The following is a 23,099-nucleotide window of genomic DNA, read 5'->3' as shown; positions in this document are numbered from 1 at the left end:
GACCGCGGCTCCGGGCGATCTCTTGCTCGGCGGCAAGTAGATCCGCGACCCGGTGCGACGCTTCAAGCGCGTCACGCAGGTTCCGCATGGCGCTGTCGATCAACCCCGGCGCCAGTTCGGGCTCCAGCCGTGCCAGTGCGCGAAGTGCTGACTGAGCTGCATGACGGTAATCATCGGTGAGGAAGCGGCGTTTCTCGCAATGCTTGTCGAGGTCACCCCACGGTCAGAGGTGCAGGCGACGCCTGCCTCAAGGCGCTCCGGTCGGCGACAATATCCGGCCTGCCTGCGTAGCACCCGATATGTCAGGCTCGTAGGCCAGCGTGCCGTTGACAAGGACCGCCCGAATACCGTCTGCGGGCAGCGTCGGCTCATCGAAGCTTGCAGCGTCGCGGATGCGAGAAGTGTCGAACAGCACGAGGTCGGCGGCGGCGCCTGCGGCGATCCGACCGCGATCGGGCAGGTTCAGGACGTCAGCCGTCTGTCCAGTCATCTTGGCGATGGCCGCCGACATGGTCAGCAGCGCCTGGTCCCGGGCGTAATGGCCCAGCACGCGGGGAAAAGCGCCCCAGAGGCGCGGATGCGGGCGACGGTCGCGCGGCAGACCGTCGGATCCGACAAGCGACGGAGGCCAGGCGAGGATCCGTTCCAGATCGCCATCGTCCATCTGGTGATAGATCGCCCCGCCTGGACGGAGGCGCGCCAGCGCCTCCATCGGCGCGATGCCCCAGTCAGCCGTGATCTCGTCAAGGTCGCGTCCGGCCATTTCGGGATGGGGATCGGACCAGCTGACCGTGACCTTGCGGCTGTCCTTGGCGAAGCTTTCGATTAGAACGGTGGAGCTGGCGGTATAGGGATAGACGTCGATATCCAGCCGGATCTCGCGCCGCGCCTCCTCGATCATCGCCAGCGTGGTGCGCGACAGGCCGAAGGCGGCCTCGCCACAGCATTTGTGATGCGAAATCAGCGTGCGCGCGCCGCTGCGCCGGGCGATATCGATGGTTTCCGCCACCGCCGAGACAACGCCGGTGCGTTCGTCCCGCATATGCGTCGTCCAGATCGCGTCGAATGAGGCGACCTCGCGCACCAGCGCCAGCACCTCGTCCGTTGTGGCGCCCTTGGCGGGCGGATAGGCGAGACCCGTCGAGAGGCCGGCGGCCCCCTGCTCCAGTGCGGCGATGACGTCGCGGCGCATGGCCTCCGTCTCCTCCGCGCTGGCTGGGCCGGTCAGGTCGTCGACCGCCCGCGCCCTTAGCACCGTATGCCCGACCAGCGGCACGACGTTCACCGCCGGGCCGCAGTCGCGTAGCGCAGTCAGGAAATCGCCGAAGGTCGCGTAGCGGTATTCCTCTGCCGTGGCGATCAGGTCCAACGGTGGCACGGGCGTGTCCCGGCGGCCAAGGGGCGTCGGGCCGAGGCTGATACCGCAATTGCCCGTGACGACCGTGGTCACCCCTTGGCTGAGCTTCGGCAGGCTGGTGTCATAGGCCATGACGGCCATGTCGTCATGGGTGTGCACGTCGATGAAACCGGGGGCGAGGGCCAGCCCCTCCGCCGCGATCACCTCGCGCGCCTTGAGGGTCAGGCCCGGGCCGACGGCCACGATCCGGTCGCCCGCCACGGCGACATCCGCCGCAAAGGGGGCGCCGCCGGACCCGTCAAAAACCTCTGCGCCGCGGATCAGAAGATCGCATTCGTAATCGCTCATGTTCCGGCCCCCGCCGTCCATGTGATCAGGTCGCCGCCGCGTGTGCTCGTCACGGTTCCGTCACGCAGGATGCAGTAGGCCTCGTGAATGACACGCCCGACGGTGCGTCCCCCGGCGATAACCGGATCGCCCCGGCGCACCGGGCAGCCTTCCCATTCCAGGCGCAGCCATTCTTTCCCCGCCGCGACAAAGCGCAGGGGCGCACCACTGTCGGGGTCGATGATCAGGGCGCGGGTCTCAGGACCGGCATGGACCGACAGGCCGATGGCACTGCCCGACCCGGACCAGCCGTCGCGCGGGGCCAGCCTGTCGCGGATGGCCGAGACGGCAAGATCGGCCAGCGCCTCATGCGGGAGGATGGAGTTGTGCAGCACCGCGACCGACAGGTCCGGTTCGACCACCAGCGCCTGCCCGATATCGTCCCGCGCGGCAACGGAGGCGGAATTGCCAAGCGCCACCTCACCCGCCGTCGATATGGCGATCAGCCCGGCATCGAGGTCGGGCGCGGCATCAAGCGCAAGGGAGATGGCGTCCTGTGGTGTCCGCCCTTCGCGCAGGGCCTGCAGGGCGACGAGGTTCGGCGGCTGGCCGTCCGGACCTGGCATGTTGGGCAGGCGGTGTCCGGTCATCAGCCCCGCGTTGGCCGCGCAGGGGGTGAACTGCGACAGCGGCTCCGGCCGGTCGGGACCGGAGGACATGAGGACCGCCAGCCGCGCCTCCGCCAGCGCCGCGAAGGATGGGTCCGCCAGCATCGCCTGTGCCCCGCCTCGCTGAACGCCCAGATCGTGCAGGCTGCCGTCCGGCAGGATCGCCGAGAGGCTAACGAAGCCGCCGATGGCGCCCCGTCCGACGGCTTCGACTGCTTCGAGCCCGGCAAGCGCCGCACGGGCGGCGCCTGATGAATTCACTGCTATTCCTATGGTCAACTGGCCACCATGTGTTGGGGGGCGACCTCGGCCAGCGGACCCATAGGCAGCTGGTCGATATCCAGCACCGGCAGGGTCCCGCGTGTCCGGGTCGGATCGGGCACCGGCACCGCCGCAAGCAGGGCACGGGTGTAGGCGTGGTGGGGATCGTTGAGCACCGCCTGACGCGGCCCGATCTCCACGATCCGGCCGCGGCGCATGACGGCGACACGATGCGCGACCTCTTCCACCACGGCCATGTCGTGGCTGATGAAGAGGTAGGCGAGGCCGAGGCTCTGCTGCAGTTCCAGCATGAGCTCCAGCACCTGCGCCTGCACGCTGACGTCGAGGGCAGAGGTCGGTTCATCCGCGACGATCAGCTTGGGGTTCACCGACAGGGCACGGGCGATCGACAGGCGCTGACGCTGCCCGCCTGAGAATTCGTGCGGGAAGCGGCGCATGTGGTCGGCCTCCAGCCCCACGCGCAAGAACAGCTGTTCGGTCCGGTCCTGCAGTTCCTTGCCCGAGGCCAGGCCGTGTATCACCATCGGCTCCGCCACCAGCCGCCCCGCAGAGAGGCGCGGGTTGAGCGAGGCGAAGGGGTCCTGAAAGATCATCTGCATTTCGCGCCGGGCCTTGCGCACCGCTGTGCCCGACAGCTTGCGCATGTCGGTGCCGCCGATCTCGATCACCCCCTCGTCAAGGTCGAGAAGGCGCAGAACTGCCCGCCCCGTCGTCGACTTGCCCGAGCCGCTTTCGCCGACCAGCGCCAGCGTCTCGCCCGTCGCCAGGTCAAAGCCGACGTCCTGCATCGCCGCCGTCCCGCCGGATTTCGCGACAAAGAGCCCGCGTTCGCGGAAGGTCTTGGACATGCCTTCGGTGTGCAGCAGCCTGTCGCCCGGGCGGGCCGGGTCGTCCACAACGGTTCGGGGTTGCGCCGCAGCCGCATGGGCGCCAAGGCGCGGCACGGCGGCCAGCAGGGCCTTGGTATAGTCGTGCTGCGGCACTTCGAAAATGGACTCGACCGGCCCCTCTTCGATCTTCACGCCCTTGCGCATGACGACGACACGGTCGGCCATTTCGGCCACCACGCCCATGTCATGGGTGATCAGGATGATCGAGGTGCCGAACTTCGTCTTCAGATCGCGCATCAGGTCGAGGATCTGCGCCTGCACCGTCACGTCCAGCGCCGTCGTCGGTTCGTCCGCCAGCAGGATCGCCGGGTCGGAGGCCATGGCCATCGCGATCATCACCCGCTGGCGCATCCCGCCCGAAAGTTCGTGCGGGAACTGCCGCATCCGGCGCTCCACCTTGTCGAGACCGACGAGGGTGAGCATCTCGCGCCCCCGCGCAGCCGCTTCGCTGCCGGACATGCCCTTGTGCTCGATCAGCGCCTCGGTCAGCTGCTGGCCGATCCGCAGAACGGGGGTGAGAGAGGTCATCGGTTCCTGAAAGATCATCGTCACCCGGTCGCCCCGGATGCCGCGCAGCTCTTCGTCCGAAAGCTGCAGCAGGTCCTGCCCGTCGAAACTCGCCGTGCCGCTTTCGACATTCGCCGCGCCGGGCGGCAGCAGGCCGAGCAGCGCCATGGACGAGACGCTCTTGCCGGACCCGCTTTCGCCAACAATGGCGAGGGTTTCGCCGGGATGCAGGTCGTAGCTGAGGTCCTTCACAACGACGTTGCGATACCGGCCCCGGCCGAAGGAGATGGTCAGCCCCTTGACCGACAGGAGGGGTTCAGTCGTGTCAGATGTCATCGTTCTTTCTGCCTCGGGTCGAGGGCCTCGCGGATGCCGTCGCCCAGCAGGTTGAACCCGAGGACGGTGATGGCAATGGCGAGGCCGGGAAAGATCATCATCCAGGGCGCGCGGGAAATCAGGTCACGCGAGGATGACAGCATGAAGCCCCATTCCGGCTGCGGCGGCTGTGCGCCGAGGCCAAGGAACGACAGGCCTGCGGCGGCAAGGATCGCGGTCGAGACGCCGAGTGTCCCGATCACGATCAGCGTCGGCACGACGTTCGGCAGCAGGTGCAGGAAGATCAGACGCATATGCCCTGCCCCGGCCGCGACGGCGGCTTCGAAATAGGGTTTGCCCTTTTCCACCAGCACGACCGAATGGGTCACGCGGGCGTAGAAGGGGATCGAGGCGATGCCGATGGCGATCATGGCGTTGGTCAGCCCGACGCCGAAGATGGCGAGACAGGCAAGGGCGATCACGATCTCGGTGAAGGAAAACAGCACGTCGACCAGTCGCATCAGGATGCGTTCGGTCCAGCCCGAGGAGTAGCCCGCGACGAGGCCCAGAAGCAGTCCGGCTGTGAGGGAGATGCCAACGGCGATCACCCCGATCTGCAGCGTCAACCGCGCGCCGTATATGATCCGGCTGATCACGTCGCGACCGAAATCGTCGGTGCCCATGAGGTGGTTCAGCGATGGCGGCTGCAGCCGGGGGCCCGCCGCCATGCGCAGCGGATCATATGGCGCGATGACCGGGGCCAGCAGCGCGGCGAGGATGAGCACCGCCACGACCACGAGGCCGATGAGGCCCGAAGGGCTTGCCACCAGCGCGCGCCAGAAACTGCGCTTGTGCGGGGCGTAGTCAGCGGCGAGGTCGTCGGCCAGTTCGACCGTTGAGGACGAATGGATCATCACGAATACCGGATGCGGGGGTCGAGGAAGGCGTAGGCGATGTCGATCACCACGGATGCCAGCGCGACCACGGTTGCAAAGAAAAGGATGAACCCCTGGATGAGCGGATAATCCCTCGACAGCACCGCCTCGATCGCGAGCCGCCCGACGCCGTTCCAGGCAAAGACGTTCTCGATCACGATGGCCCCGCCCATGAGGTAGGCGAACTGCAGGCCCAGCATCGAGACGACCGGCACGAGGCCCGAGCGCAGGGCATGGCGGTAGAGCACGATGGAGCGCGGCAGGCCTTTGGCGCGGGCGGTGCGGATGAAGTCCTGATCGAAAATGTCGATCATCGCCGAGCGGGTCAGGCGTGCCAGCACGGCCGCATTCGCAAGGCCCAATGTCAGCGCGGGCAGGATCAGGCTGCGCCAGTCGCCGCCCGCGACTGGCAGCCACTGCAACTGCAGCGCAAAAAGGAAAAGGAGGAGCAGGCCGAGCCAGAAGTGCGGCATCGACACGCCGACGATGGCCAGAACCATGGCGCCGACATCGACCCAGGTGCCACGCTTGTAGGCGGCGAGGAAACCGAGGCTCATGCCGACGACAATGGCGATGAACAGGCTCGACACGGTCAGGGCCAGCGTGGCCGGGAAGCGGGTCAGCAGCACGTCGAGCACAGGCTGGTCACCGACGATGGAGCGGCCAAGATCCCCCTGCACAAGGCGCTCGAGATACATCAGATACTGCGTCCAGATCGGCTGATCGAGGCCAAGCCGGACCCGGATCGCCTCAAGCTCTTCAGGCGTTGTCTGGAAGCTGCCATACATGATCCGCACCGGATCGCCCGGCACGAGGTGGATCAGGATGGTCACTGCGATGGTCGCGATCCAGATGGTCACAAGCGCGGCCAGCAGGCGTTGCAGGATGAACTTTCCCATGGGGCGTCTCCTAGCGGGAGGGGATGCTCCGGCGCACTGCGGAAGAGGTCAGCGCGCCGGAAGGGTGAGAGTGTTGGCTGACAGGGATCAGCCGCCGCTCGTCACCGTCACGTCAAGAAAATTCGGGTGCAGGAACGGCCCGACCTTGAAGCCTTCGACTTCGGGGCGCACCGCGAAGACCCATTCCCAGCCGGGGCTGTAGAGGCCGATGTGCACCGCGTTTTCCATCAGGTACTTGATGACAGCCTGCACCTTTTCGAGCCGCGCGTCGGGGTCGATCGTGGTTCGGGTTTCCTCAAGCATCGCGTCAAGCTCGGCGTTCTGGAAGCCGGTATAGGCGCCCGGCGAATGCCACAGTTGATAGAGGATATCCGGGTCGTACCAGGACCAGGTCATCATGTCGAAAGTGCCGGGGGTGTCGAGGTCCGGGCTCTCGTTCTGCTCTTTTACCCGGGCGTTCATGGTGCCGATGTCCATGATCTCGATCGAGGCGTCGATGCCAACCTGCGCCAGCTGCGACTGGAAGAACTCCGCCAGCTTGTGACGGTTGCCACCGGTCCAGACGAACATGGTCGTTTCCATCGGATTGTCCGGGCCGTAGCCCATCTCGGCCAGCAGCTCCATCGCCTTTTCGGGGTTGTACTCATACCCGTACTGCTTGCAGAACTCCTGATCGTTGCCAAAGACGCCCCGGGCGACGGGGCACCATTCGCGGTTGGTCAGACCACCGTAGATGATGTCGATCGCCATCTGCGGATCGGTGGCATAGGCCACGGCCTGACGGGCGCGGATGTCATCGAAGGGCGGACGCGAGACGGTGAATTCCCAGAAGACGTCCTGACCTGTGTTTTCGGCCACCATGATGTCCAGCTCACCCGCCGACTTGATCGCCTCGATATCGTCGAAGGGCGGCTCGGCGATATGGACCTCGCCGGTGCGCAGCGCGGCCAGACGGGTCTGCGCCTCGGGCACGGTGCGGATCAGCAGCTTGTCGATATGCGGCGCGCCCTTGTTGTCGAAGGGTTCACCGAAATTGACGTAGTCGGGGTTCTTCGACAGGACGATTTCGCTGCCCTTGACCCATTCATCAAGGATGAACGGACCGGTACCGATGGCGGTGGTCGACCCGAAGGTGTCCGCCGTGTTGGTATCGCAGACCATCGAAGAGAAGCTGTCCGCGAGAAACGGCAGGAAGGCACCGAACTTGCTGGCCAGCGTGACCTTGAAGGTCAGCGGGTCGATCACGGAGACATCGGTGATCGGACCCCAGCTGGTCTTGGTCAGGCTGGGCGTATCGCCGAAGGCGCGGTCGATGGTGAACTTGACATCGTTGGCGTCGAAGGCAGTGCCATCATGGCACATGATGCCTTCGTTCAGGGTGAAGGTGTACTCCAGCCCGTCGTCGCTGGCTTCCCAGCTTTTCGCCATATTAGGGCCGGGCGTGCCCTCCATGTCGAAGGCCAGAAGCGTGTCGTAGATCTGGTCCCATACCTGCATCGACAGGGTGCTCGTCGCGCGATGCGGGTCGAGGCTGTCGATATCGCCGTAGCGCGCCCAGACCAGCTCCTGCGCGGATGCAGCCGTCGCGCCAACCGCCATCGCGGCCGTCAGTGCGATCCCCGGCAGGGCCGGTAATCTGCGCCGTCTCTTTCGTGTGTTGTCCATAGTCATCACCTCCGTCGGATCGAGTTTCGTCGCCGCGTTGTGGGGTCGCGACATGAGACAAGCCTCGGGGGGAGCCCCCGGTCGGTGCAAGGAAAAGTTTCACAAATGATTTGCTGTTTTTCAAAAATGACTCTTTTGGCCGAAGGTCACAGATTATTTTCTTCAGTTATGAAATCCGAAGGATCTCATTTGCCACTTTCTTCAGCCCATTGAGAATGGATCGACTCGATATGGTCGAGGCGCGCCTGCGCCGAATCGCCGGTCCGGGTCGCGACGCGGGCACAGAGATAGGTCACCAGACTCAGCGGCGCGGTCATCGACCCAAAGACCGTCGGCCCCTCCGACCGGCCGCGCAGGATCACGTCGGCGCCCCGCTTGTCCCCAGCCGCCAGCGAATTCGTCACGAGGATCACCTTTGCCCCGGCCCGCTGCGACGATCCGATGACATTGCGCAGCTCCGCCGTGCGCCGCCCCACCCCGAAGGCCAGCACCGCGTCCTCGGGGTTGATGGAGGCGAACTCCTCCGGCACCGGGAAGCCGCTGAGCGGGATCATCCGGATATCGGGAAAGACCTTGATCAGCAGCGCCCGCGCGAAAAGCGCCAGCGGATAGCCCTCGCCGAACCCCACGACCCAGAGCTTCGCGGCCCGGCACAATATCTCCACCGCTTCGGACATCTGTTCCGCCGGCAGCGTCTCAAACGTCCGGACAAGGTGCTTCACCTCCGCATCGAGGTATTCGCCGGGCGACAGGAACCCGCCCGACAGCGCCGGAACCTCGGGCCCCGCCGCCCTGGCCGACTTGTTCTCCCGCACCTCGCGCTGCGCGTCGCGATAGCCGCGATAGCCCAGACGCCGGAACAACCGCGCCGCCGTCGCCTTGGACACCCCGGCCTGATCGGCGAGATCGCTTGCCGTGAGATAGCCGATCACGCCGACATCCTCGAGCAGCAGATCCGCCAGCCGCCGCTCCCCCCGGGGCATCTCGTCGTAGGCCGACAGCAGGCGTTGAGCGATGTGGAAGGTGTTCTTCATGATGGCCGCCCCGCAGCTTGATCCCGGTCCTTGATGGGACAGGGTAACGGCTGGATGTGGCCGTCGCCATGCAAAAGCCGCCGGGGGGACGGGACGCTCGGCCCGGATTGGGACCTGGCATTGCCGTGACGCGCCGGAACGCGTGCAACTCCACGGCCGCCGTTTGAGCCGCGCTCCTAAATTCTTTCCGTAAAAAACACACGTGGTGCGAATGAGGGCGTGAAGGTCTTGCCTCTCTTGAGTTTCCATCACGCCGTTTCGCCGAGCGGAATGTTCAAACAACGGTTGGACAGCGCCCCCTGCCACCCCCTGCCCCTGTCTAACCCCGACTACATCTTGACCAAAGTCCGGCGGCCTTCCCTCCAGCACGGTCTTGCGAGACGGCGCTGGAGTGCGTGCAGAGGCTAGGCCCCAGCCCGCCACACAGGGGCTCACCCTTCGCCGGTCAATGCCCTTACCTCGCGCACCAACCAGTGCAAATCCGGATCCGGCACGCCAATTTCCTCCAGATGTGTCGCGGTGTTGTAGAGGTATTCGGTGTTCGGCCCGCGTCCGCCATGCGCCTGCGCGATGATTCGCGCCTGGTCTTCCAGCGGCAGGTGACAATACTGCACATGATGCGGGTCGATCACATAAGACACTGCCTGAACCCGCCGTCCATCTGCCAGGCTCAGGTCCAGACGTTTTTCCAGATAGGCCGAGGATATCAACTCCCGCTCGCGCAGATAGGCCAGCGTCTCGTCCTCGCTGCCAGGTGCCGCGCGCAGCGCCAACCCGTCACAGCTCGCCCCCTCCTGTTCGTCAAGCGCCAGAACCAGACCCGGGGTTTCCTCGGTCCCGCGATGGTGGATCGAATACATGCAGAAACTGCGCGCATAGCCATGCAGCCGTCCCTGCACCCGTTCCGCCACCGGAAAGCCGGGGTTCCACAAAAGAGAGGCGTAGCCAAACACCCAAAGCGTCATCAATCTGGTCCTTCTCGTTGACGGCCTGTAAACACGATCACATGCGGCAGGAAAAGGGGCGGCACCCATGACTCGCTTGATCTTTGTGGTGGCGTCGGTGCTGCTGATTGGCTGGGCGGGGCTCTGGGTTGTCTCGTCGTGGAGCCTGAAACGCGACATCGAAAGCTGGTTCGATGACCGCCGCGCCGAAGGCTGGCAGGCGGAGTATACGGATCTCAGCGTGCGGGGCTTTCCCAGCCGCCTCGACACGACGCTGACCGGCGTGCGGCTGCAGGATGCCGCACGGGGCGTTGGCTGGGACGCGCCGTTTTTCCAGATCCTCGGGCTGACCTACCGGCCCGGTCACCTGATCCTTGTCTGGCCTGAAACCCAGACGCTGACACTGTCCTCAGGCCCTGTCCGCATCGCCAGCACCGGCCTGCGCGCCTCGCTGATCCATGGGGCCGAGGGCCAGATCCTGCGTGCCAATCTTGAGGCAGGCGCGCTCACCATTGGGGGACCGCAGGGCGCACTTGCCTTTGACGGATTGCGCGCCGCCGTCACCAGCATCCCAGGAGCACCCGACCTCTACCGGATTGGCCTCACGACCGACACCTTGGCCACCCCCGATGACACGCCGGTGCCCGGCAACGCAAAGGCGGATGGCCTGCAACTACAGGCCGAGGTCCGTTTCGATCAAGACTGGACCCTCGACGCCCTTTCCGGCCCGCGGCCCCAGCCGCAACAGATTGACCTGCGCAAAGCCGACTACCGGCTCGAAGGTTTGGAATTGATCCTGGCGGGGCAGTTGACCGCCGATGCGCGCGGGCGCGCCAGTGGCAAGGTGACGGTGCATGCGGTGAACGCGCGCAACACGCTGGACCACGCGCGGGACGCTCAACAACTCCCAAAGGGGCTGATCGACACGCTGGAAACCGCCTTGTCGCTGGCCTCCGGACTCAAGGGCACGTCGAACACGCTGGATCTTTCGCTGGATTTCACCGAAGGCCGCGTATCTTTCGGCCTGATTCCCCTGGGAGAGGCGCCGCGCCTGCGCCTGCCCTAAAGGCAGCCCCCTTGCGCACGACCGCCAAGGGGCAGAGAATTCGCGGCATGACTGACACGCTTTTCGCCCGCATCGACGCCGCCCGCGACGACTTGATCTCGCTCACTCAGGACCTTGTCCGCCTGCCCACGCTGAATCCGCCGGGCGCGCTGTACCGAGACATTTGCGAATATCTGCAACGTCGCCTCTCGGCCTCGGGCTTTGCCTGCGAAATGATCCGCGCCACAGGGGCGCCAGGCGACAGTGACCGCTATCCGCGCTGGAATATCGTCGCCCGCCGCGAGGGCACCCGCCCCGGCGACTGCGTTCATTTCAACTCACATATAGACGTGGTCGAGGTTGGGCGCGGCTGGACATATGATCCGTTTGGCGCGGTGCTGGACGGCGACCGGATCTATGGACGCGGCACCTGCGACATGAAAGGCGGGCTGGCCGCGTCGATCATTGCCGCCGAATGTTTCATCGCCGAACATCCGGACTACGCGGGCGCAATCGAGATTTCAGGGACGGCGGACGAGGAAACCGGCGGCTATGGCGGTGTCGCGCATCTGGCCCATATGGGGTTCTTTTCGCCCGACCGGGTACAACACGTCATCATCCCGGAACCGCTCAACAAGGACCGCATCTGCCTTGGCCATCGCGGCGCATGGTGGGCAGAGATCGAGACGAAGGGAGAGATTGCCCACGGCTCGATGCCCTTCCTCGGTGATTGCGCCGTGCGTCACATGGGGGCGGTCATGCGGGCATTCGAGGACCGGCTGTTCCCGTCACTGACAACCCGCGAAACCGCCATGCCCGTCACACCAGAGGCGGCGCGGCACTCCACGCTCAACATCAACTCGATCCACGGCGGCGAGGGGGAACTGGAGGATTTCACCGGCCTGCCTGCGCCCAATGTGCCCGACAGCTGCCGCATGGTGATCGACCGGCGCTTTCTTGTCGAAGAGGCTTATGACGAGGTGCGCGGAGAGGTCATCGCCATGCTGGATGATCTCAAGGCCAGCCGCCCCCGGTTCGACTACGCCCTCCGCGACATAAACCGCATCGATCCGTCGATGACCTCACAAGAGGCCCCGGTGGTCACAACCGTCGCGGCGGCGATCCGCGACGTGTTCGGGCGGGAACCGGGCTATATCGCCTCTCCCGGATCTTACGATCAGAAACACATCGACCGGATCGGGCGGCTGAAGAACTGTATCGCTTACGGGCCTGGCGTGCTGGAACTGGCGCACAAACCCGACGAATGGGTGGGCGTGACGGATATGCTCGACAGCACCAAGGTCATGGCCCGCAGTTTGGAAACGCTGCTGTTGCCAGAGGCGTGACGCCAAAGGGACGGTGGGCGGGGCGTCTTTCGGTGCAGCCGGAACAGCGTCTGCCCGCCGTCACACCGCGATATTGTCGATCAGGCGCACGCCCGCCAACCAGGCCGCCACCAGCAGCCGCGCCGGTTGATTTGGCCGCTCCAACAGTGACAGGTCGTCATTGGCCCGCAGGTCTAGGTATTCGACCTCTGTGAACCCCACCGCTGTCAGTCGCGCCTCAGCCGCAGGGCGCAAGTCAGACGCCACTTGCCCAGCGCGCAACCCCTCTGCCATCTCTTCCAGCGCCTCATGCAATGCCGCCGCTCGCCCGCGCGCCCGGTCCGACAACAACAGGTTGCGTGAGGACATGGCCAGCCCGTCAATCTCGCGGATGGTCGGGCAACCGACGATCTGGCAGGGGAGGTTGAGATCCGCCACCAGCCGCCGCACCACCTGCACCTGCTGCCAGTCTTTTTCGCCAAAAAACGCCTGATCGGCTGAGGTCTGCAGCAGCAGCTTGGTCACCACCGTGGCCACCCCGTCAAAGTGACCGGGCCGATGCGCGCCGCACAGCACATCCGTCAGACCACTGACCGACACGCCCGTCGCAAAGCCACGCGGATACATCTCATCGCCATCCGGCACAAAGATCGCATCGACGGCAAAGCGCGCCAGCTTGGCCGCGTCGTCATGTTCCGTGCGCGGATAGTTCTCATAATCCTCGGGGCTGTTGAACTGCTTGGGGTTCACAAAGATCGTCACGATCACCCGGTCGCAATGCTCTTTTGCCGCCGCCACAAGGCTCAGATGCCCGTCGTGCAGCGCGCCCATCGTGGGCACCGCGCCCACCGTCTCACCGGCGCGCTGCCACGCGGTCGTCAGCTCGCGCAGCTCGGCCACCGACCGGACAATCGGCGCGATCACGCTTTTGGCTCCGGCACCGTATCGCCAAAGACATGGTCCGGCCCTGGAAAGCGGCGTGCGCGCACATCATCGGCATAGGTCGCAATCGCCGTCTCACCATCCGCGCCCAAGGTGGCATAGCGTTTCACGAACTTGGCCTTGAAGGCGGTGAACAGGCCCAGCATGTCATCGACCACCAGTATCTGCCCGTCGCACCCCGCGCTGGCACCAATACCGATGGTGGGGATCGGCACCTCTGCCGTCACCGCGTCGGCAAGGCTTGCCGGCACCTTTTCCAGCACTATGGCAAAGGCCCCCGCCTCTGCCACCGCCATGGCATCCGCCATCAGCGCATCCCCCGCATCACCGCGACCCTGCACCTTGTAGCCGCCCAGCGTGTTGATCGACTGCGGCGTCAGGCCGATATGCGCCATGACCGGCACCCCGCGCTTGACCAGAAAGGCGATAGTTGCGGCCATCTCGACGCCGCCTTCCAGCTTGACCGCCCCGGCCCCCGTCTCTGCCATCAGCCGGGCGGCATTGCGAAACGCCTGCTGCGGGCTTTCCTCATACGACCCAAAGGGCATGTCGATGACCATCATCGCACTGGCCAACCCGCGCGCCACCGCCTGCCCGTGCAGGATCATCATCTCCATCGTGACGCCCAGCGTCGATGGCAGGCCGTGCAGCACCATCCCGACACTGTCGCCCACCAGCACAAAGTCGCAATGCGCGTCCATCATCTGCGCCATGGGCGTGGTGTATGCGGTCAGGCTGACCAGCGGCGTGCCCCCTTTGCGGGCACGAATATCGTCCGGCATCGGCGCTCTTTTCTTTGCGGTCGCGCTCATGGTCTCATCCTCCCCCAAATGTCGCCGCGCAAGGTCCGGAGGCTCAGCCCCCGCATCGCGCAACAAAATTGCGCACCGCCCTAACATTTGCCGCGCCGCAGAACCAGAGCCCTTTTGCAAGCCGCGCTTGATCGCGCGGCCCCAAAGCGCAACACTCATCCCAAAGAAACAGGGAGTTCCACCATGATCCTTCGCCTGACCCTTGCCGCCGCTCTGCTTGGCGGCACGGCTGCACTTGCGCAGCAGACCGATCTGACCCTCGCAATTCAGTTGGAACCGCCGCACCTTGACCCGACTTCTGCCGCCGCCGGGGCCATCGACAGCGTGCTGTATTCCAACGTCTTCGAAGGGCTGACCAGTTTCACCGAAACCGGCGCCATCGTCCCCGGCCTTGCCCGTGAATGGGAGATTTCCGAGGATGGCCTGATCTACACCTTTCATCTGGCTCAGGGCGTGACGTTCCACGACGGCACAACCTTTGACGCCGAAGACGTGAAATTCAGCCTTGACCGCGCCCGTGCAGAGGACAGCACAAACGCGCAAAAGGCGCTGTATACCGGCATCACCGACGTCACCGTCATCGACCCGACAACCGTGCAACTGACGCTGGATGCCCCCAACGGCAACCTGCTGTTCAATCTGGCCTGGGGCGACGCTGTGATCGTCGCCCCCGAGAGCATCGAGGGGATCAAGCAGACCCCAATCGGCACCGGTCCGTTCAAGTTTGATGAATGGCGGCAGGGTGACAGCATAACGTTGGTCCAGAACGCCGACTATTGGGGAGAGGCCCCCTTTCTGACCAAGGCGACGTTCAAGTTCATCTCGGACCCGACCGCCGCCTTTGCCGCCATGATGGCGCAGGATGTCGACGCCTTTTCCGGCTTTCCCGCGCCGGAAAACCTGCCCCAGTTCGAGGGTGACCCACGTTTTGCCGTCATCAAGGGCTCGTCCGAGGGCGAAACCATCCTTGCGATGAACAACAAGCAGCCGCCTTTCGACAACCCGATGGTGCGAGAGGCCCTGTCCCATGCCATCGACCGGCAGGCGATCATCGACGGTGCGATGTTCGGTCTTGGCACCCCCATCGGCACGCATTTTGCCCCGCATAACCCCGACTACGTCGATTTGACCGGGCTGTCGGTCTATGACCCTGACCGCGCGCGCATGCTGCTGGTGGATGCAGGATATGCCGAAGGGTTCACGACCACGCTGAAACTGCCGCCGCCCTCCTATGCCCGGCGCGGCGGTGAAATCATCGCCTCACAGCTGCGCAACGTCGGCATCGAGACGGAGATCACCAATCTGGAATGGGCGCAATGGCTGGAAGAGGTGTTTCGCGGCAAGGATTTCGGCCTGACGATTGTCAGCCACACGGAACCCTTCGACATCGGCATCTACGCCCGGCCCGATTACTACTTTCAGTATGACAACCCAGAGTTTCAGGCCCTGATGAAGCTGCTCAACGCCACCACGGACCCCGCCGCGCGCTCTGACATGCTGGCCGAGGCACAGACGATCATCGCGCAGGATTACGTCAACGGCTACCTGTTCCAACTGGCCTTCCCGACGGTGGCGGATGCGCGGCTCGAAGGGCTGTGGCCAAATCAGCCGACGCAGGCCAATGACCTGACCAAGGTGCGTTGGACGCAGTAACCCGCTGCATGACTGTTTGAAAACCAGACCCTTTTTCCCCGTGAAAGAGGGTCTTTTCGTTGGCTGTTCAAAACCTTCTCAGACGCGGCGGAGCCGTGTTAGACTTGGGTAACTTCATCGCAGAGGACCATTGAGCATGACCAGACCCTGGCCCGCGCCACCCGTGTTTTCTGTGTTCCGACTTTTGCTTTGGATGGGCGGCGCACTTGCCCTTTTCATTGTCCTGTCCGACATGGCACAGGCCGCCACCGTCCGCGAGGGACAGGAACCCTGCGCCTTTGTCATCGACGGCCCGATTGCCAATGGGGATTTTGAGGCATTGTCAGCCTTCAAGGGCGACGCCGAATTCTGGTCGCAGACGGGTTACGGGTTCGATCCGATCCTGTGCCTGAACAGCGAAGGCGGCAGCCTGTCCGAAGGTGCAAGAATTGCACGCTTTGTCTATGACCATGGGCTCCAGACCCGCGTCGGCGATGGCAGCATCTGCTATTCGGTCTGCGCCATCATCTTCATGATGGGCAACAAACATGCCGGCCCGACCACCGTCGAAGAGAACCGCATTCTGCATGTCGGCGGCGATCTCGCCTTTCACAGCCCGTCCATTGTCATCGACGGGGCGCAAAGCTACGGCGCACGGGAGTTGAAACAGGCGTATTCGCTGGGCATCGAAAGCATCCTGAACATCGTCATCATCGCCAATTCCCAGCGGCCTTTCGAATCCGGCGCCATGATGCATCCCGGCCTGATCCGGGGCCTGCTGGAAACGCCTGCAAACCAGTTGTACCACATTCGCACGATTGAACAGGCGCTCAGCTGGGACATCGGGCTGGAGGGCGTGCCGGAACACCTGCCGCAATTCTCCATTCAGCGTCAGATGGTCTGCGAAAACGGGTTGATGCGGGGCTTCCGGCGTCCTTCGGAAATCTATGAACTCAGCAGCAACAATTTCATGACCTCTGGTGTGTTCGATCTGAGGCCGCTGAACGGTTCGGCGGAATATCGGCTGCTGCCGGACTACGGTCCCGTCGAACTGGAAGAGGGGATTGTCTATGGATACCGTTACTGGACGCTTCCTGTAGAATGCCGCGTCCAACTAGACGGACGCAGCGTCAGGGTCTGCGGAAACGACAGCAGTTTCGATCACGCGATCGGTGACTGCCAGGCTGATCGTTTCGTCACATTGCCGCACTACGCCCGATACCACCCAATGACGGAATTCAACGCGCTTTGGCAAACCGGGATCGCGGCGGATGTCTTGCGCTCTGCTCATTGCACGCTGCGCTTGGCATCGGGTCCGGCGGTGCGCAACGAACCCTGCACACAGGCCATCGACGTGATGGAACGCGCCGGTCGCAAATTCGCCAAACACACCCTGCATTGGGACAGCGGAGACCGCACCGTGATAGAGATCGCCGCCACCCCCTATTTCAATGACCCCGTAGCGCCAGAGATTTACCGGATCGACGGGGTTGCCGCCACGCCGCATGACGACAGCAGCACCTGTCTCAAAAGTGTCGGAACGGGCAACACCATCTGTGTCACCGACAGATGACCGCGCCCCGCAACGATATCCCCGGCTTCACCCCCGCCCAGGACACCTTCGACGGCCAGAGCATCGCCTACGAAATCGGCGGCTCTGGCCCGCCCCTTCTGCTGCTGCACGGCTTTCCCCAGACCCGCGCCATGTGGGCCGAGGTGGCGCCGCTGCTGGCGCAGGATTTTACCGTCGTCTGTCCAGATCTGCGCGGCTACGGCGACAGCAGCAAACCAAGGGGTATGGAAAACTACAGCTTTCGGGAAATGGCGCGCGATCCATTCAATCTGATGCGCCATCTCGGGTTTAACAGCTTTCACCTCGCTGGACACGACCGGGGCGCCCGCACCGCCCACCGCATGGCGCTGGACGCGCCCGATGCAGTGCGCTCTCTCACAGTCATGGACATCATCCCGACCCATCTGCTGTTGAACGATCTCACCTACCAAGTCGCCAAGGCCTACTATCACTGGTTCTTTCTGTCACAGCCGGAACCGTTTCCCGAAACCATGATCGCCGCCGACCCGGACGCCTACTACCAAAGCTGCCTGCTGGGCTTTGGCAAGGCGACGCTGGCCGATTTCAAAACGGCACAGCTGGCCGCTTACCGCGCCGCATGGGCGGACCCCGAGTGCCGCCGTGCCATGTGTGACGACTACCGCGCCGCAATCGAGGTGGATTTTGCCCTAGACGCCGCCGACCTGAACCGGCGTGTCACCTGCCCCGCACTTGTCCTCTACGGGGCCGACGGCGCGATGGCGCGCGCCTATGACGTGCCTGCCACTTGGGCCGACCGGCTGTCCGACATGACCGCCCAGGCCATCCCCGGCGGGCATTTCTTTGTCGACCAGTCGCCACGACAAACCGCCGAGGCTCTGCGCGGCTTCCTCAGCCCGTGACCACTGGACGCCCGCCCTGCCCGCTCATACGGTGCCGCCCATGCTGGCCTATCTGACCCGACGCCTGACCTCGCTGATCCTCAGCCTCATCGCCGCCTCTGCGGTGATCTTCCTCGTGGTCGAGGTCGCCCCCGGCGACCCGGCCAGCTATATGCTGGGGATCAACGCCCAACCCGAAACCGTCGCCGCCCTGCGCGACGAACTGGGCCTCGATCAGCCGAAAATCCAGCGATACCTGTCCTGGGTCGGCGGCATGCTGACGGGCGATTTCGGCCTGTCCTACACCTATCGCACCCCGGTGGCCGAGATGATCGCCACCCGGCTCTGGATCTCATTGCCCCTGGCGCTGTATGCGCTGACGCTGGCAATCCTGCTAGCCTTTCCGGCGGGGTTGATCGCCGCCGCCACGCGCGGGCGCGCGCCCGATTTCGGCGTCATGGCGTTTTCGCAGTTGGGCGTGGCGATCCCGAATTTCTGGTTTGCCATGCTACTGGTGCTGGGCTTTGCGATCACATGGCGGATCTTTCCCTCTGGCGGCTTTCCCGGCTGGGACAACCCGTTGCAGGCGATCCGCGCCCTGACCCTGCCCGCCGTGGCGCTTGCCTTGCCGCAGGCCGCCATCCTTGCCCGCGTGCTGCGCTCATCCCTGATCGACACATTGGGCGAGGATTACATTCGCACCGCCCGCGCCAAGGGGCTGACCCGGCGGCAAACGCTGTGGCGGCACGGGGTGCGCAATGCGCTGATCCCGGTGCTGACCATCATCGGGCTGCAATTCTCCTTTCTGATCGCAGGCGGCATCATCATCGAACAAGTGTTCTATCTGCCCGGCCTTGGGCGGCTGATCTTTCAATCCATCAGCCAGAGAGACCTGATCGTCGTTGAATCGGCGGTCATGCTGCTGGTCTTTGCCGTGATCCTCGTGAACTTTCTGACCGACCTTGCCTATGCGCTGACCGATCCGCGGTTGCGCAAGGGATGAGCCGCAACCTGATCCTTGGCGGCGCGCTGACCGCGCTGTTTCTGGGCGCGGCGGCGCTGTCGTTTCTCTGGACGCCCTACGACGTCACGGCGCTGGACATCCCGGCCCGCCTGCAACCGCCGGGCGGCGCGCACCTGTTGGGCACCGATCATTTCGGGCGGGACATCCTGTCGATGCTGATGGTCGGCGCGCGCACCTCGATTGCCGTGGCGCTGGTGGCGGTGGGCATCGGAATCACGATTGGCGTGCCGCTGGGCCTTGCCGCCGCCAGCCGCGCGGGCGGCTGGATGGATGAGCTGATCTCACGCTCTGCCGACCTGATCTTTGCCTTTCCCAGCCTTGTCATCGCCATCCTGATCACCGCCGTCTTTGGCCCCGGCGCGCTGAACGCGATCCTTGCCATCGGGATATTCAACATCCCCGTCTTTGCCCGTCTCGCCCGTGGCGCCGCGCTGAGCCTATGGACGCGTGAGTTCATCCTTGCCGCCCGCGTGGCGGGTAAGAACCGCACCCGGATCAGCGCCGAACACATCTTGCCCAACATCGCCAACCTGTTGATTGTGCAATGCACCATCCAATTCTCGCTGGGCATCCTCGCCGAGGCTGGGCTGAGTTACGTCGGCCTTGGCGCGCAGCCGCCCATCCCCTCATGGGGCCGGATGCTGGCCGACGCGCAAACGCTGGTATCGCTGGCCCCCCATGTGGCGCTGATCCCCGGTCTGACGATTGTCTTCATGGTGTTGGGGCTGAATCTGCTGGGCGACGGGCTGCGCGATCATTTCGACCCGCGCCTGAGGGTCTTGCGCACATGACCGCCCCACTTTTGACGATTGATGCCCTGTCGGTCACCATTCACGGCAAACGCATTCTGGACACGATCGACCTGACCATCGCCCCCGGCGAGATCGTCGCCCTGACCGGCGAATCCGGGTCCGGCAAATCGATGACCGCGCTTGCCACCATGGGACTTTTGCCGCAGGTCGCGCAGGCGACGGGGCAGATCTCTCTTGACGGGACAGACCTGCTGACCCTGCCGGAACGCAGGCTGTGCGCGGTGCGCGGCAATGACATCGGCATGATCTTTCAGGAACCGATGACCGCGCTCAACCCGGTGCAGACCATCGGCGCGCAGGTGGCCGAAACCATCCTGCAGCACAGCCCCCGCACACCGCGTGCCATGGCACGGGACAAGGCCCGCGAGGCGCTGCACCGCTGTGGTCTGGATCTGCCGTTGACGCGCTATCCACATGAACTGTCCGGCGGCCAACGTCAGCGCGTGGTCATCGCCATGGCCATCGCCCTGCGCCCCCGCCTGCTGATCGCGGATGAACCGACCACGGCGCTGGATGTCACGACACAGGCGCAGATCCTCGACCTGTTGCAGGATCTCACCCGGACAGAGGGCATGGCCCTGATGATGATCACCCACGACCTTGCCGTGGTGGCAAACATGGCCCATCGCATCGCTGTGATGCAGACCGGGCGCATTGTCGAATCCGGTCCCACCGCGCAGGTCCTCAGCCAGCGCACTCACCCCTATACGCGCGCCTTGTTCGAGGCCTCCGACCACCGGCCCCACCTGCCGCCACGCCCCGACAACGGCCCACTGTTGCACGCGCAGGGTGTCACCTGCACTTACCCGCTGCCCCGCCCGGGGCCCTTTGCCAAGCGCCCCAGCTTTACCGCCGTGCGCGATGTGAGCTTTCACATCGGGCGCGGCGAACGGGTCGGCCTGGTGGGGGAAAGCGGATGCGGCAAATCCACCCTGACCCGCGCGCTGCTGGGTCTGACCTCTATCGCAGAGGGGACCATCACGCTGGGCGGCAAAGCGGTCTTTACCGACCACAGGCCCAATCTGGCGGTGCGTCGCCGCATTCAGGTGGTGTTTCAGGACCCCTACGGCAGCTTCAACCCCCGCCACCGCGTTGCGCGCCTGATCACCGAACCGTTTCATCTGCTACCCGATCCGCCGCAGGGCACCGCCCGGGACACCGCCGTCGCCGAGGCGCTGACCGCCGTCGGCCTGTCTCCCGATGATGCACACAAACACATCCACGCCTTTTCCGGCGGCCAGCGCCAGCGCCTTGCCATCGCGCGGGCGCTGATCATCCGGCCCGACCTGATTGTCTTTGACGAGGCGGTGTCGGCGCTGGATGTCCGCGTGCGGGCGCAGATCCTTGACCTGATGGCAGATCTCAGTGCCTCTTACGGGTTGGCGTATCTGTTCATCAGCCATGATTTGTCCGTGGTGCGTGGCGTGACTGACCGGATCATGGTCATGCGCGCGGGCCGCATCGTTGAGAAAGGCCCGACAGAGCAGGTCTTTACCGCCCCCCGGCACGCCTACACCAGAACCCTGCTGGACGCCGCGCCGCATCTGCCCGCGTCACCTGGCGGCGCGTAACGTCCGGTTCCGGACGCCGTTCCGTACCAACGGCCAGCTCCAGCCATCGCCCCCTTCCATAGGTTGCAAATCGCTGGACCTTCGCGCCGGGACACCGCAGGATGCGCCCAAAAAGGGAGGGTTACATGCGTTTCGAAAACCGCCATGCGGTCGTCACTGGCGGCGCTTCGGGCATTGGCGCGGCCATTGCCCAACGCCTTGCCGCCGAGGGCGCACAGGTCACCATCTGGGACATCAGCAAGGCCAATCTCGCGGCCTTTGACGGGATGAAAAACACCCGTACCCGGCAGATCGACGTCACCGACCCAGAGGCCGTGACCGCTGCCATGGGCGAGGATCAGGCCGCCATGGGCGGGCTGGACACGCTGGTCTGTTCGGCGGGCATCACCGGGCCCAACACCACCGTCATCGAATACCCCACCGATGCTTGGCGACAGGTTTTCGATCTCAACGTCAACGGGCTGTTCTATTGCAACCGCGCGGCGGCGGCGCTGATGCGGCCCGCTGGCTTTGGCCGGATCGTCAACATGGCCTCCATCGCGGGCAAGGAGGGCAACCCCAATGCCTCGGCCTATTCGGCGTCCAAGGCGGCGGTGATCGGGCTGACCAAGTCGCTGGGCAAAGAGCTGGCCGATACGCGCATCACCGTCAATGCCATCGCCCCCGCCGCCGTGCATACCGCGATCTTTGACCAGATGAGCGACGAGTTCATCGCCTACATGAAATCCAAGATCCCGATGGGCCGCTTTGGCACGATCGAAGAGATCACCGCCATGGCCTGCTGGCTCGCGTCGGATGAGGCGAGCTTTGCCACCGGCGCGGTCTTTGACCAGTCCGGCGGGCGGGCGGTCTACTAGGGAGGACACCATGAGATTGCAGGGCAAACGCGCCATCGTCACCGGCGGCGGATCAGGCTTTGGCGCGGGTATCGTGACCCGCTTTGCCGCCGAGGGCGCGCAGGTGGTGATTGCCGACATCAATTTTGAGAACGCGCGCGAGGTGGCGCAGGACACCGGGGGGCATGCGCTGCACGCCGATGTTTCTGATCCGGCCAGCGTGACCAATCTGGTGGCCGAGGCCAACGACCTGATGGGGGGCATCGACATCCTTGTGAACAACGCGGGCATCACCCATCTGCCCGCCTTGATGGAGGACGTGAGCGAGGAGGACTTTGACCGCGTCTTTGCCGTCAACTGCAAGTCGGTCTACCTGATGGCCCGCGCTTTGGTGCCTCAGCTTAAGGGGCAAGGATCGGGGGCGATCCTGAACGTGGCCTCGACGGCGGGGGTGTCGCCGCGGCCCAAGCTGAACTGGTACAACGCCTCAAAAGGCTGGATGAACACGGCGACCAAGACGATGGCGGTGGAACTGGCGCCCTCGGGCATCCGGGTCAACGCCCTCAATCCTGTGGCGGGCGAGACGCCTTTGCTGGCCAGCTTCATGGGGGAGGACACGCCGGAGATGCGGGCGAAATTTCTGGCGACCATCCCGCTGGGACGGTTCTCGACCCCGCAGGATCTGGCCAATGCGGCGCTGTTCTTGTGCTCGGACGAGGCGGATATGATCACCGGGACCTGTCTGGAGGTGGATGGGGGGCGGTGTATTTAGGGTGTCCACGCGTGGACAGCGTGGCGCCTGTGTAAAATCAATGGGTTACAGAGACGAATTTACGGACTCTTT

20 protein-coding genes are annotated in these 23,099 nt (G+C 64.6%); 10 read left to right on the top strand and 10 right to left on the bottom strand.

The window, feature by feature from the left end; all coding sequences use genetic code 11:
* Positions 1-247: 247 nt before the first annotated feature.
* From CHB90_RS02660 to CHB90_RS02625, 8 genes are all read right to left on the bottom strand, one after another.
* On the bottom strand, positions 248-1,705 hold the full coding sequence (locus CHB90_RS02660; protein WP_089276367.1) for an N-acyl-D-amino-acid deacylase family protein: 1,458 nt from the start codon (positions 1,703-1,705) through the stop codon (positions 248-250).
* Positions 1,702-2,631 (bottom strand): DUF6963 family protein, encoded by a 930-nt coding sequence (locus CHB90_RS02655; RefSeq protein WP_089276299.1) that lies wholly within the window; start codon positions 2,629-2,631, stop codon positions 1,702-1,704. The genes CHB90_RS02660 and CHB90_RS02655 overlap by 4 nt, the downstream gene beginning before the upstream one ends.
* Entirely contained in the window at positions 2,628-4,367 is a 1,740-nt protein-coding gene (locus CHB90_RS02650; RefSeq protein ID WP_089276298.1) for an ABC transporter ATP-binding protein, read from the bottom strand. The genes CHB90_RS02655 and CHB90_RS02650 overlap by 4 nt, the downstream gene beginning before the upstream one ends.
* Complete coding sequence (gene nikC / locus CHB90_RS02645) at positions 4,364-5,260, bottom strand: nickel transporter permease (protein WP_089276297.1); 897 nt, start codon at positions 5,258-5,260, stop codon at positions 4,364-4,366. Before nikC ends, CHB90_RS02650 begins: the two co-directional genes overlap by 4 nt.
* Positions 5,260-6,180, bottom strand: coding sequence for an ABC transporter permease (locus CHB90_RS02640; protein ID WP_089276296.1), 921 nt, complete (start codon positions 6,178-6,180; stop codon positions 5,260-5,262). Before CHB90_RS02640 ends, nikC begins: the two co-directional genes overlap by 1 nt.
* Positions 6,181-6,267: 87 nt before the next feature.
* The gene (locus CHB90_RS02635; RefSeq protein ID WP_245823127.1) at positions 6,268-7,845 is read right to left on the bottom strand and encodes an ABC transporter substrate-binding protein; all 1,578 of its coding nucleotides are present in this window, start codon (positions 7,843-7,845) and stop codon (positions 6,268-6,270) included.
* Positions 7,846-8,030: 185 nt separating this feature from the next.
* Positions 8,031-8,879 carry a MurR/RpiR family transcriptional regulator gene (locus CHB90_RS02630; RefSeq protein ID WP_089276295.1) on the bottom strand — a complete coding sequence of 283 codons (849 nt, stop codon included), beginning with the start codon at positions 8,877-8,879 and terminating at the stop codon, positions 8,031-8,033.
* Between the two features lie 431 nt (positions 8,880-9,310).
* Positions 9,311-9,844 (bottom strand): gamma-glutamylcyclotransferase, encoded by a 534-nt coding sequence (locus CHB90_RS02625; RefSeq protein WP_089276294.1) that lies wholly within the window; start codon positions 9,842-9,844, stop codon positions 9,311-9,313.
* Positions 9,845-9,911: 67 nt separating this feature from the next.
* Between CHB90_RS02625 and CHB90_RS02620 the strand changes: the two genes are divergently transcribed.
* Together CHB90_RS02620 and CHB90_RS02615 are read left to right on the top strand one after the other, a co-directional pair.
* Complete coding sequence (locus tag CHB90_RS02620) at positions 9,912-10,889, top strand: DUF2125 domain-containing protein (protein WP_089276293.1); 978 nt, start codon at positions 9,912-9,914, stop codon at positions 10,887-10,889.
* A 47-nt stretch (positions 10,890-10,936) separates the two neighbouring features.
* Complete coding sequence (locus CHB90_RS02615) at positions 10,937-12,214, top strand: acetylornithine deacetylase/succinyl-diaminopimelate desuccinylase family protein (protein WP_089276292.1); 1,278 nt, start codon at positions 10,937-10,939, stop codon at positions 12,212-12,214.
* Between the two features lie 60 nt (positions 12,215-12,274).
* Here CHB90_RS02615 and panC read toward each other — a convergent pair whose 3' ends face one another.
* Complete coding sequence (panC, locus tag CHB90_RS02610) at positions 12,275-13,117, bottom strand: pantoate--beta-alanine ligase (RefSeq protein WP_089276291.1); 843 nt, start codon at positions 13,115-13,117, stop codon at positions 12,275-12,277.
* Positions 13,114-13,947 (bottom strand): 3-methyl-2-oxobutanoate hydroxymethyltransferase, encoded by an 834-nt coding sequence (gene panB / locus CHB90_RS02605; RefSeq protein WP_089276365.1) that lies wholly within the window; start codon positions 13,945-13,947, stop codon positions 13,114-13,116. The genes panC and panB overlap by 4 nt, the downstream gene beginning before the upstream one ends.
* Positions 13,948-14,130: 183 nt before the next feature.
* Between panB and CHB90_RS02600 the strand changes: the two genes are divergently transcribed.
* The 8 genes from CHB90_RS02600 (at position 14,131) to CHB90_RS02565 (ending at position 23,027) form a co-directional block, all read left to right on the top strand.
* Positions 14,131-15,600, top strand: coding sequence for an ABC transporter substrate-binding protein (locus CHB90_RS02600; RefSeq protein ID WP_089276290.1), 1,470 nt, complete (start codon positions 14,131-14,133; stop codon positions 15,598-15,600).
* Positions 15,601-15,736: 136 nt separating this feature from the next.
* A complete protein-coding gene (locus tag CHB90_RS02595; protein WP_089276289.1) occupies positions 15,737-17,152 on the top strand; it encodes a hypothetical protein in 1,416 nt (471 codons plus the stop codon).
* Positions 17,149-18,033 (top strand): alpha/beta fold hydrolase, encoded by an 885-nt coding sequence (locus CHB90_RS02590; protein ID WP_089276288.1) that lies wholly within the window; start codon positions 17,149-17,151, stop codon positions 18,031-18,033. Before CHB90_RS02595 ends, CHB90_RS02590 begins: the two co-directional genes overlap by 4 nt.
* Before the next feature lie 40 nt (positions 18,034-18,073).
* Positions 18,074-19,015: an ABC transporter permease gene (locus CHB90_RS02585; RefSeq protein WP_089276287.1), complete on the top strand. Its 942-nt coding sequence runs from the start codon at positions 18,074-18,076 to the stop codon at positions 19,013-19,015.
* Positions 19,012-19,827 (top strand): ABC transporter permease, encoded by an 816-nt coding sequence (locus CHB90_RS02580; protein WP_089276286.1) that lies wholly within the window; start codon positions 19,012-19,014, stop codon positions 19,825-19,827. Before CHB90_RS02585 ends, CHB90_RS02580 begins: the two co-directional genes overlap by 4 nt.
* Positions 19,824-21,419: an ABC transporter ATP-binding protein gene (locus tag CHB90_RS02575; protein ID WP_089276285.1), complete on the top strand. Its 1,596-nt coding sequence runs from the start codon at positions 19,824-19,826 to the stop codon at positions 21,417-21,419. Before CHB90_RS02580 ends, CHB90_RS02575 begins: the two co-directional genes overlap by 4 nt.
* Positions 21,420-21,544: 125 nt before the next feature.
* Complete coding sequence (locus tag CHB90_RS02570; RefSeq protein ID WP_089276284.1) at positions 21,545-22,276, top strand: SDR family NAD(P)-dependent oxidoreductase; 732 nt, start codon at positions 21,545-21,547, stop codon at positions 22,274-22,276.
* 10 nt (positions 22,277-22,286) lie between these two features.
* Positions 22,287-23,027: a glucose 1-dehydrogenase gene (locus CHB90_RS02565; protein WP_089276283.1), complete on the top strand. Its 741-nt coding sequence runs from the start codon at positions 22,287-22,289 to the stop codon at positions 23,025-23,027.
* The last annotated feature ends 72 nt before the right edge of the window (positions 23,028-23,099 follow it).

Origin of the sequence: Antarctobacter heliothermus (genome assembly GCF_900188425.1) — a bacterium.
GTDB lineage: Bacteria > Pseudomonadota > Alphaproteobacteria > Rhodobacterales > Rhodobacteraceae > Antarctobacter > Antarctobacter heliothermus.
Note: the sequence above shows the minus strand (reverse complement) of the source record. Positions and strands in the feature narration are given on the sequence as shown.

Excerpts from the sequence above, each read along its gene's own strand:
- CHB90_RS02660 (WP_089276367.1), bottom strand. The coding sequence starts at position 1,705 with ATGAGCGATTACGAATGCGATCTTCTGATCCGCGGCGCAGAGGTTTTT.
- CHB90_RS02650 (WP_089276298.1), bottom strand. The coding sequence starts at position 4,367 with ATGACATCTGACACGACTGAACCCCTCCTGTCGGTCAAGGGGCTGACC.
- nikC (WP_089276297.1), bottom strand. The coding sequence starts at position 5,260 with ATGATCCATTCGTCCTCAACGGTCGAACTGGCCGACGACCTCGCCGCT.
- CHB90_RS02640 (WP_089276296.1), bottom strand. The coding sequence starts at position 6,180 with ATGGGAAAGTTCATCCTGCAACGCCTGCTGGCCGCGCTTGTGACCATC.
- CHB90_RS02635 (WP_245823127.1), bottom strand. The coding sequence starts at position 7,845 with ATGGACAACACACGAAAGAGACGGCGCAGATTACCGGCCCTGCCGGGG.
- CHB90_RS02630 (WP_089276295.1), bottom strand. The coding sequence starts at position 8,879 with ATGAAGAACACCTTCCACATCGCTCAACGCCTGCTGTCGGCCTACGAC.
- CHB90_RS02625 (WP_089276294.1), bottom strand. The coding sequence starts at position 9,844 with ATGACGCTTTGGGTGTTTGGCTACGCCTCTCTTTTGTGGAACCCCGGC.
- CHB90_RS02620 (WP_089276293.1), top strand. The coding sequence starts at position 9,912 with ATGACTCGCTTGATCTTTGTGGTGGCGTCGGTGCTGCTGATTGGCTGG.
- CHB90_RS02615 (WP_089276292.1), top strand. The coding sequence starts at position 10,937 with ATGACTGACACGCTTTTCGCCCGCATCGACGCCGCCCGCGACGACTTG.
- panB (WP_089276365.1), bottom strand. The coding sequence starts at position 13,947 with ATGAGCGCGACCGCAAAGAAAAGAGCGCCGATGCCGGACGATATTCGT.
- CHB90_RS02600 (WP_089276290.1), top strand. The coding sequence starts at position 14,131 with ATGATCCTTCGCCTGACCCTTGCCGCCGCTCTGCTTGGCGGCACGGCT.
- CHB90_RS02595 (WP_089276289.1), top strand. The coding sequence starts at position 15,737 with ATGACCAGACCCTGGCCCGCGCCACCCGTGTTTTCTGTGTTCCGACTT.
- CHB90_RS02590 (WP_089276288.1), top strand. The coding sequence starts at position 17,149 with ATGACCGCGCCCCGCAACGATATCCCCGGCTTCACCCCCGCCCAGGAC.
- CHB90_RS02585 (WP_089276287.1), top strand. The coding sequence starts at position 18,074 with ATGCTGGCCTATCTGACCCGACGCCTGACCTCGCTGATCCTCAGCCTC.
- CHB90_RS02580 (WP_089276286.1), top strand. The coding sequence starts at position 19,012 with ATGAGCCGCAACCTGATCCTTGGCGGCGCGCTGACCGCGCTGTTTCTG.
- CHB90_RS02575 (WP_089276285.1), top strand. The coding sequence starts at position 19,824 with ATGACCGCCCCACTTTTGACGATTGATGCCCTGTCGGTCACCATTCAC.
- CHB90_RS02570 (WP_089276284.1), top strand. The coding sequence starts at position 21,545 with ATGCGTTTCGAAAACCGCCATGCGGTCGTCACTGGCGGCGCTTCGGGC.
- CHB90_RS02565 (WP_089276283.1), top strand. The coding sequence starts at position 22,287 with ATGAGATTGCAGGGCAAACGCGCCATCGTCACCGGCGGCGGATCAGGC.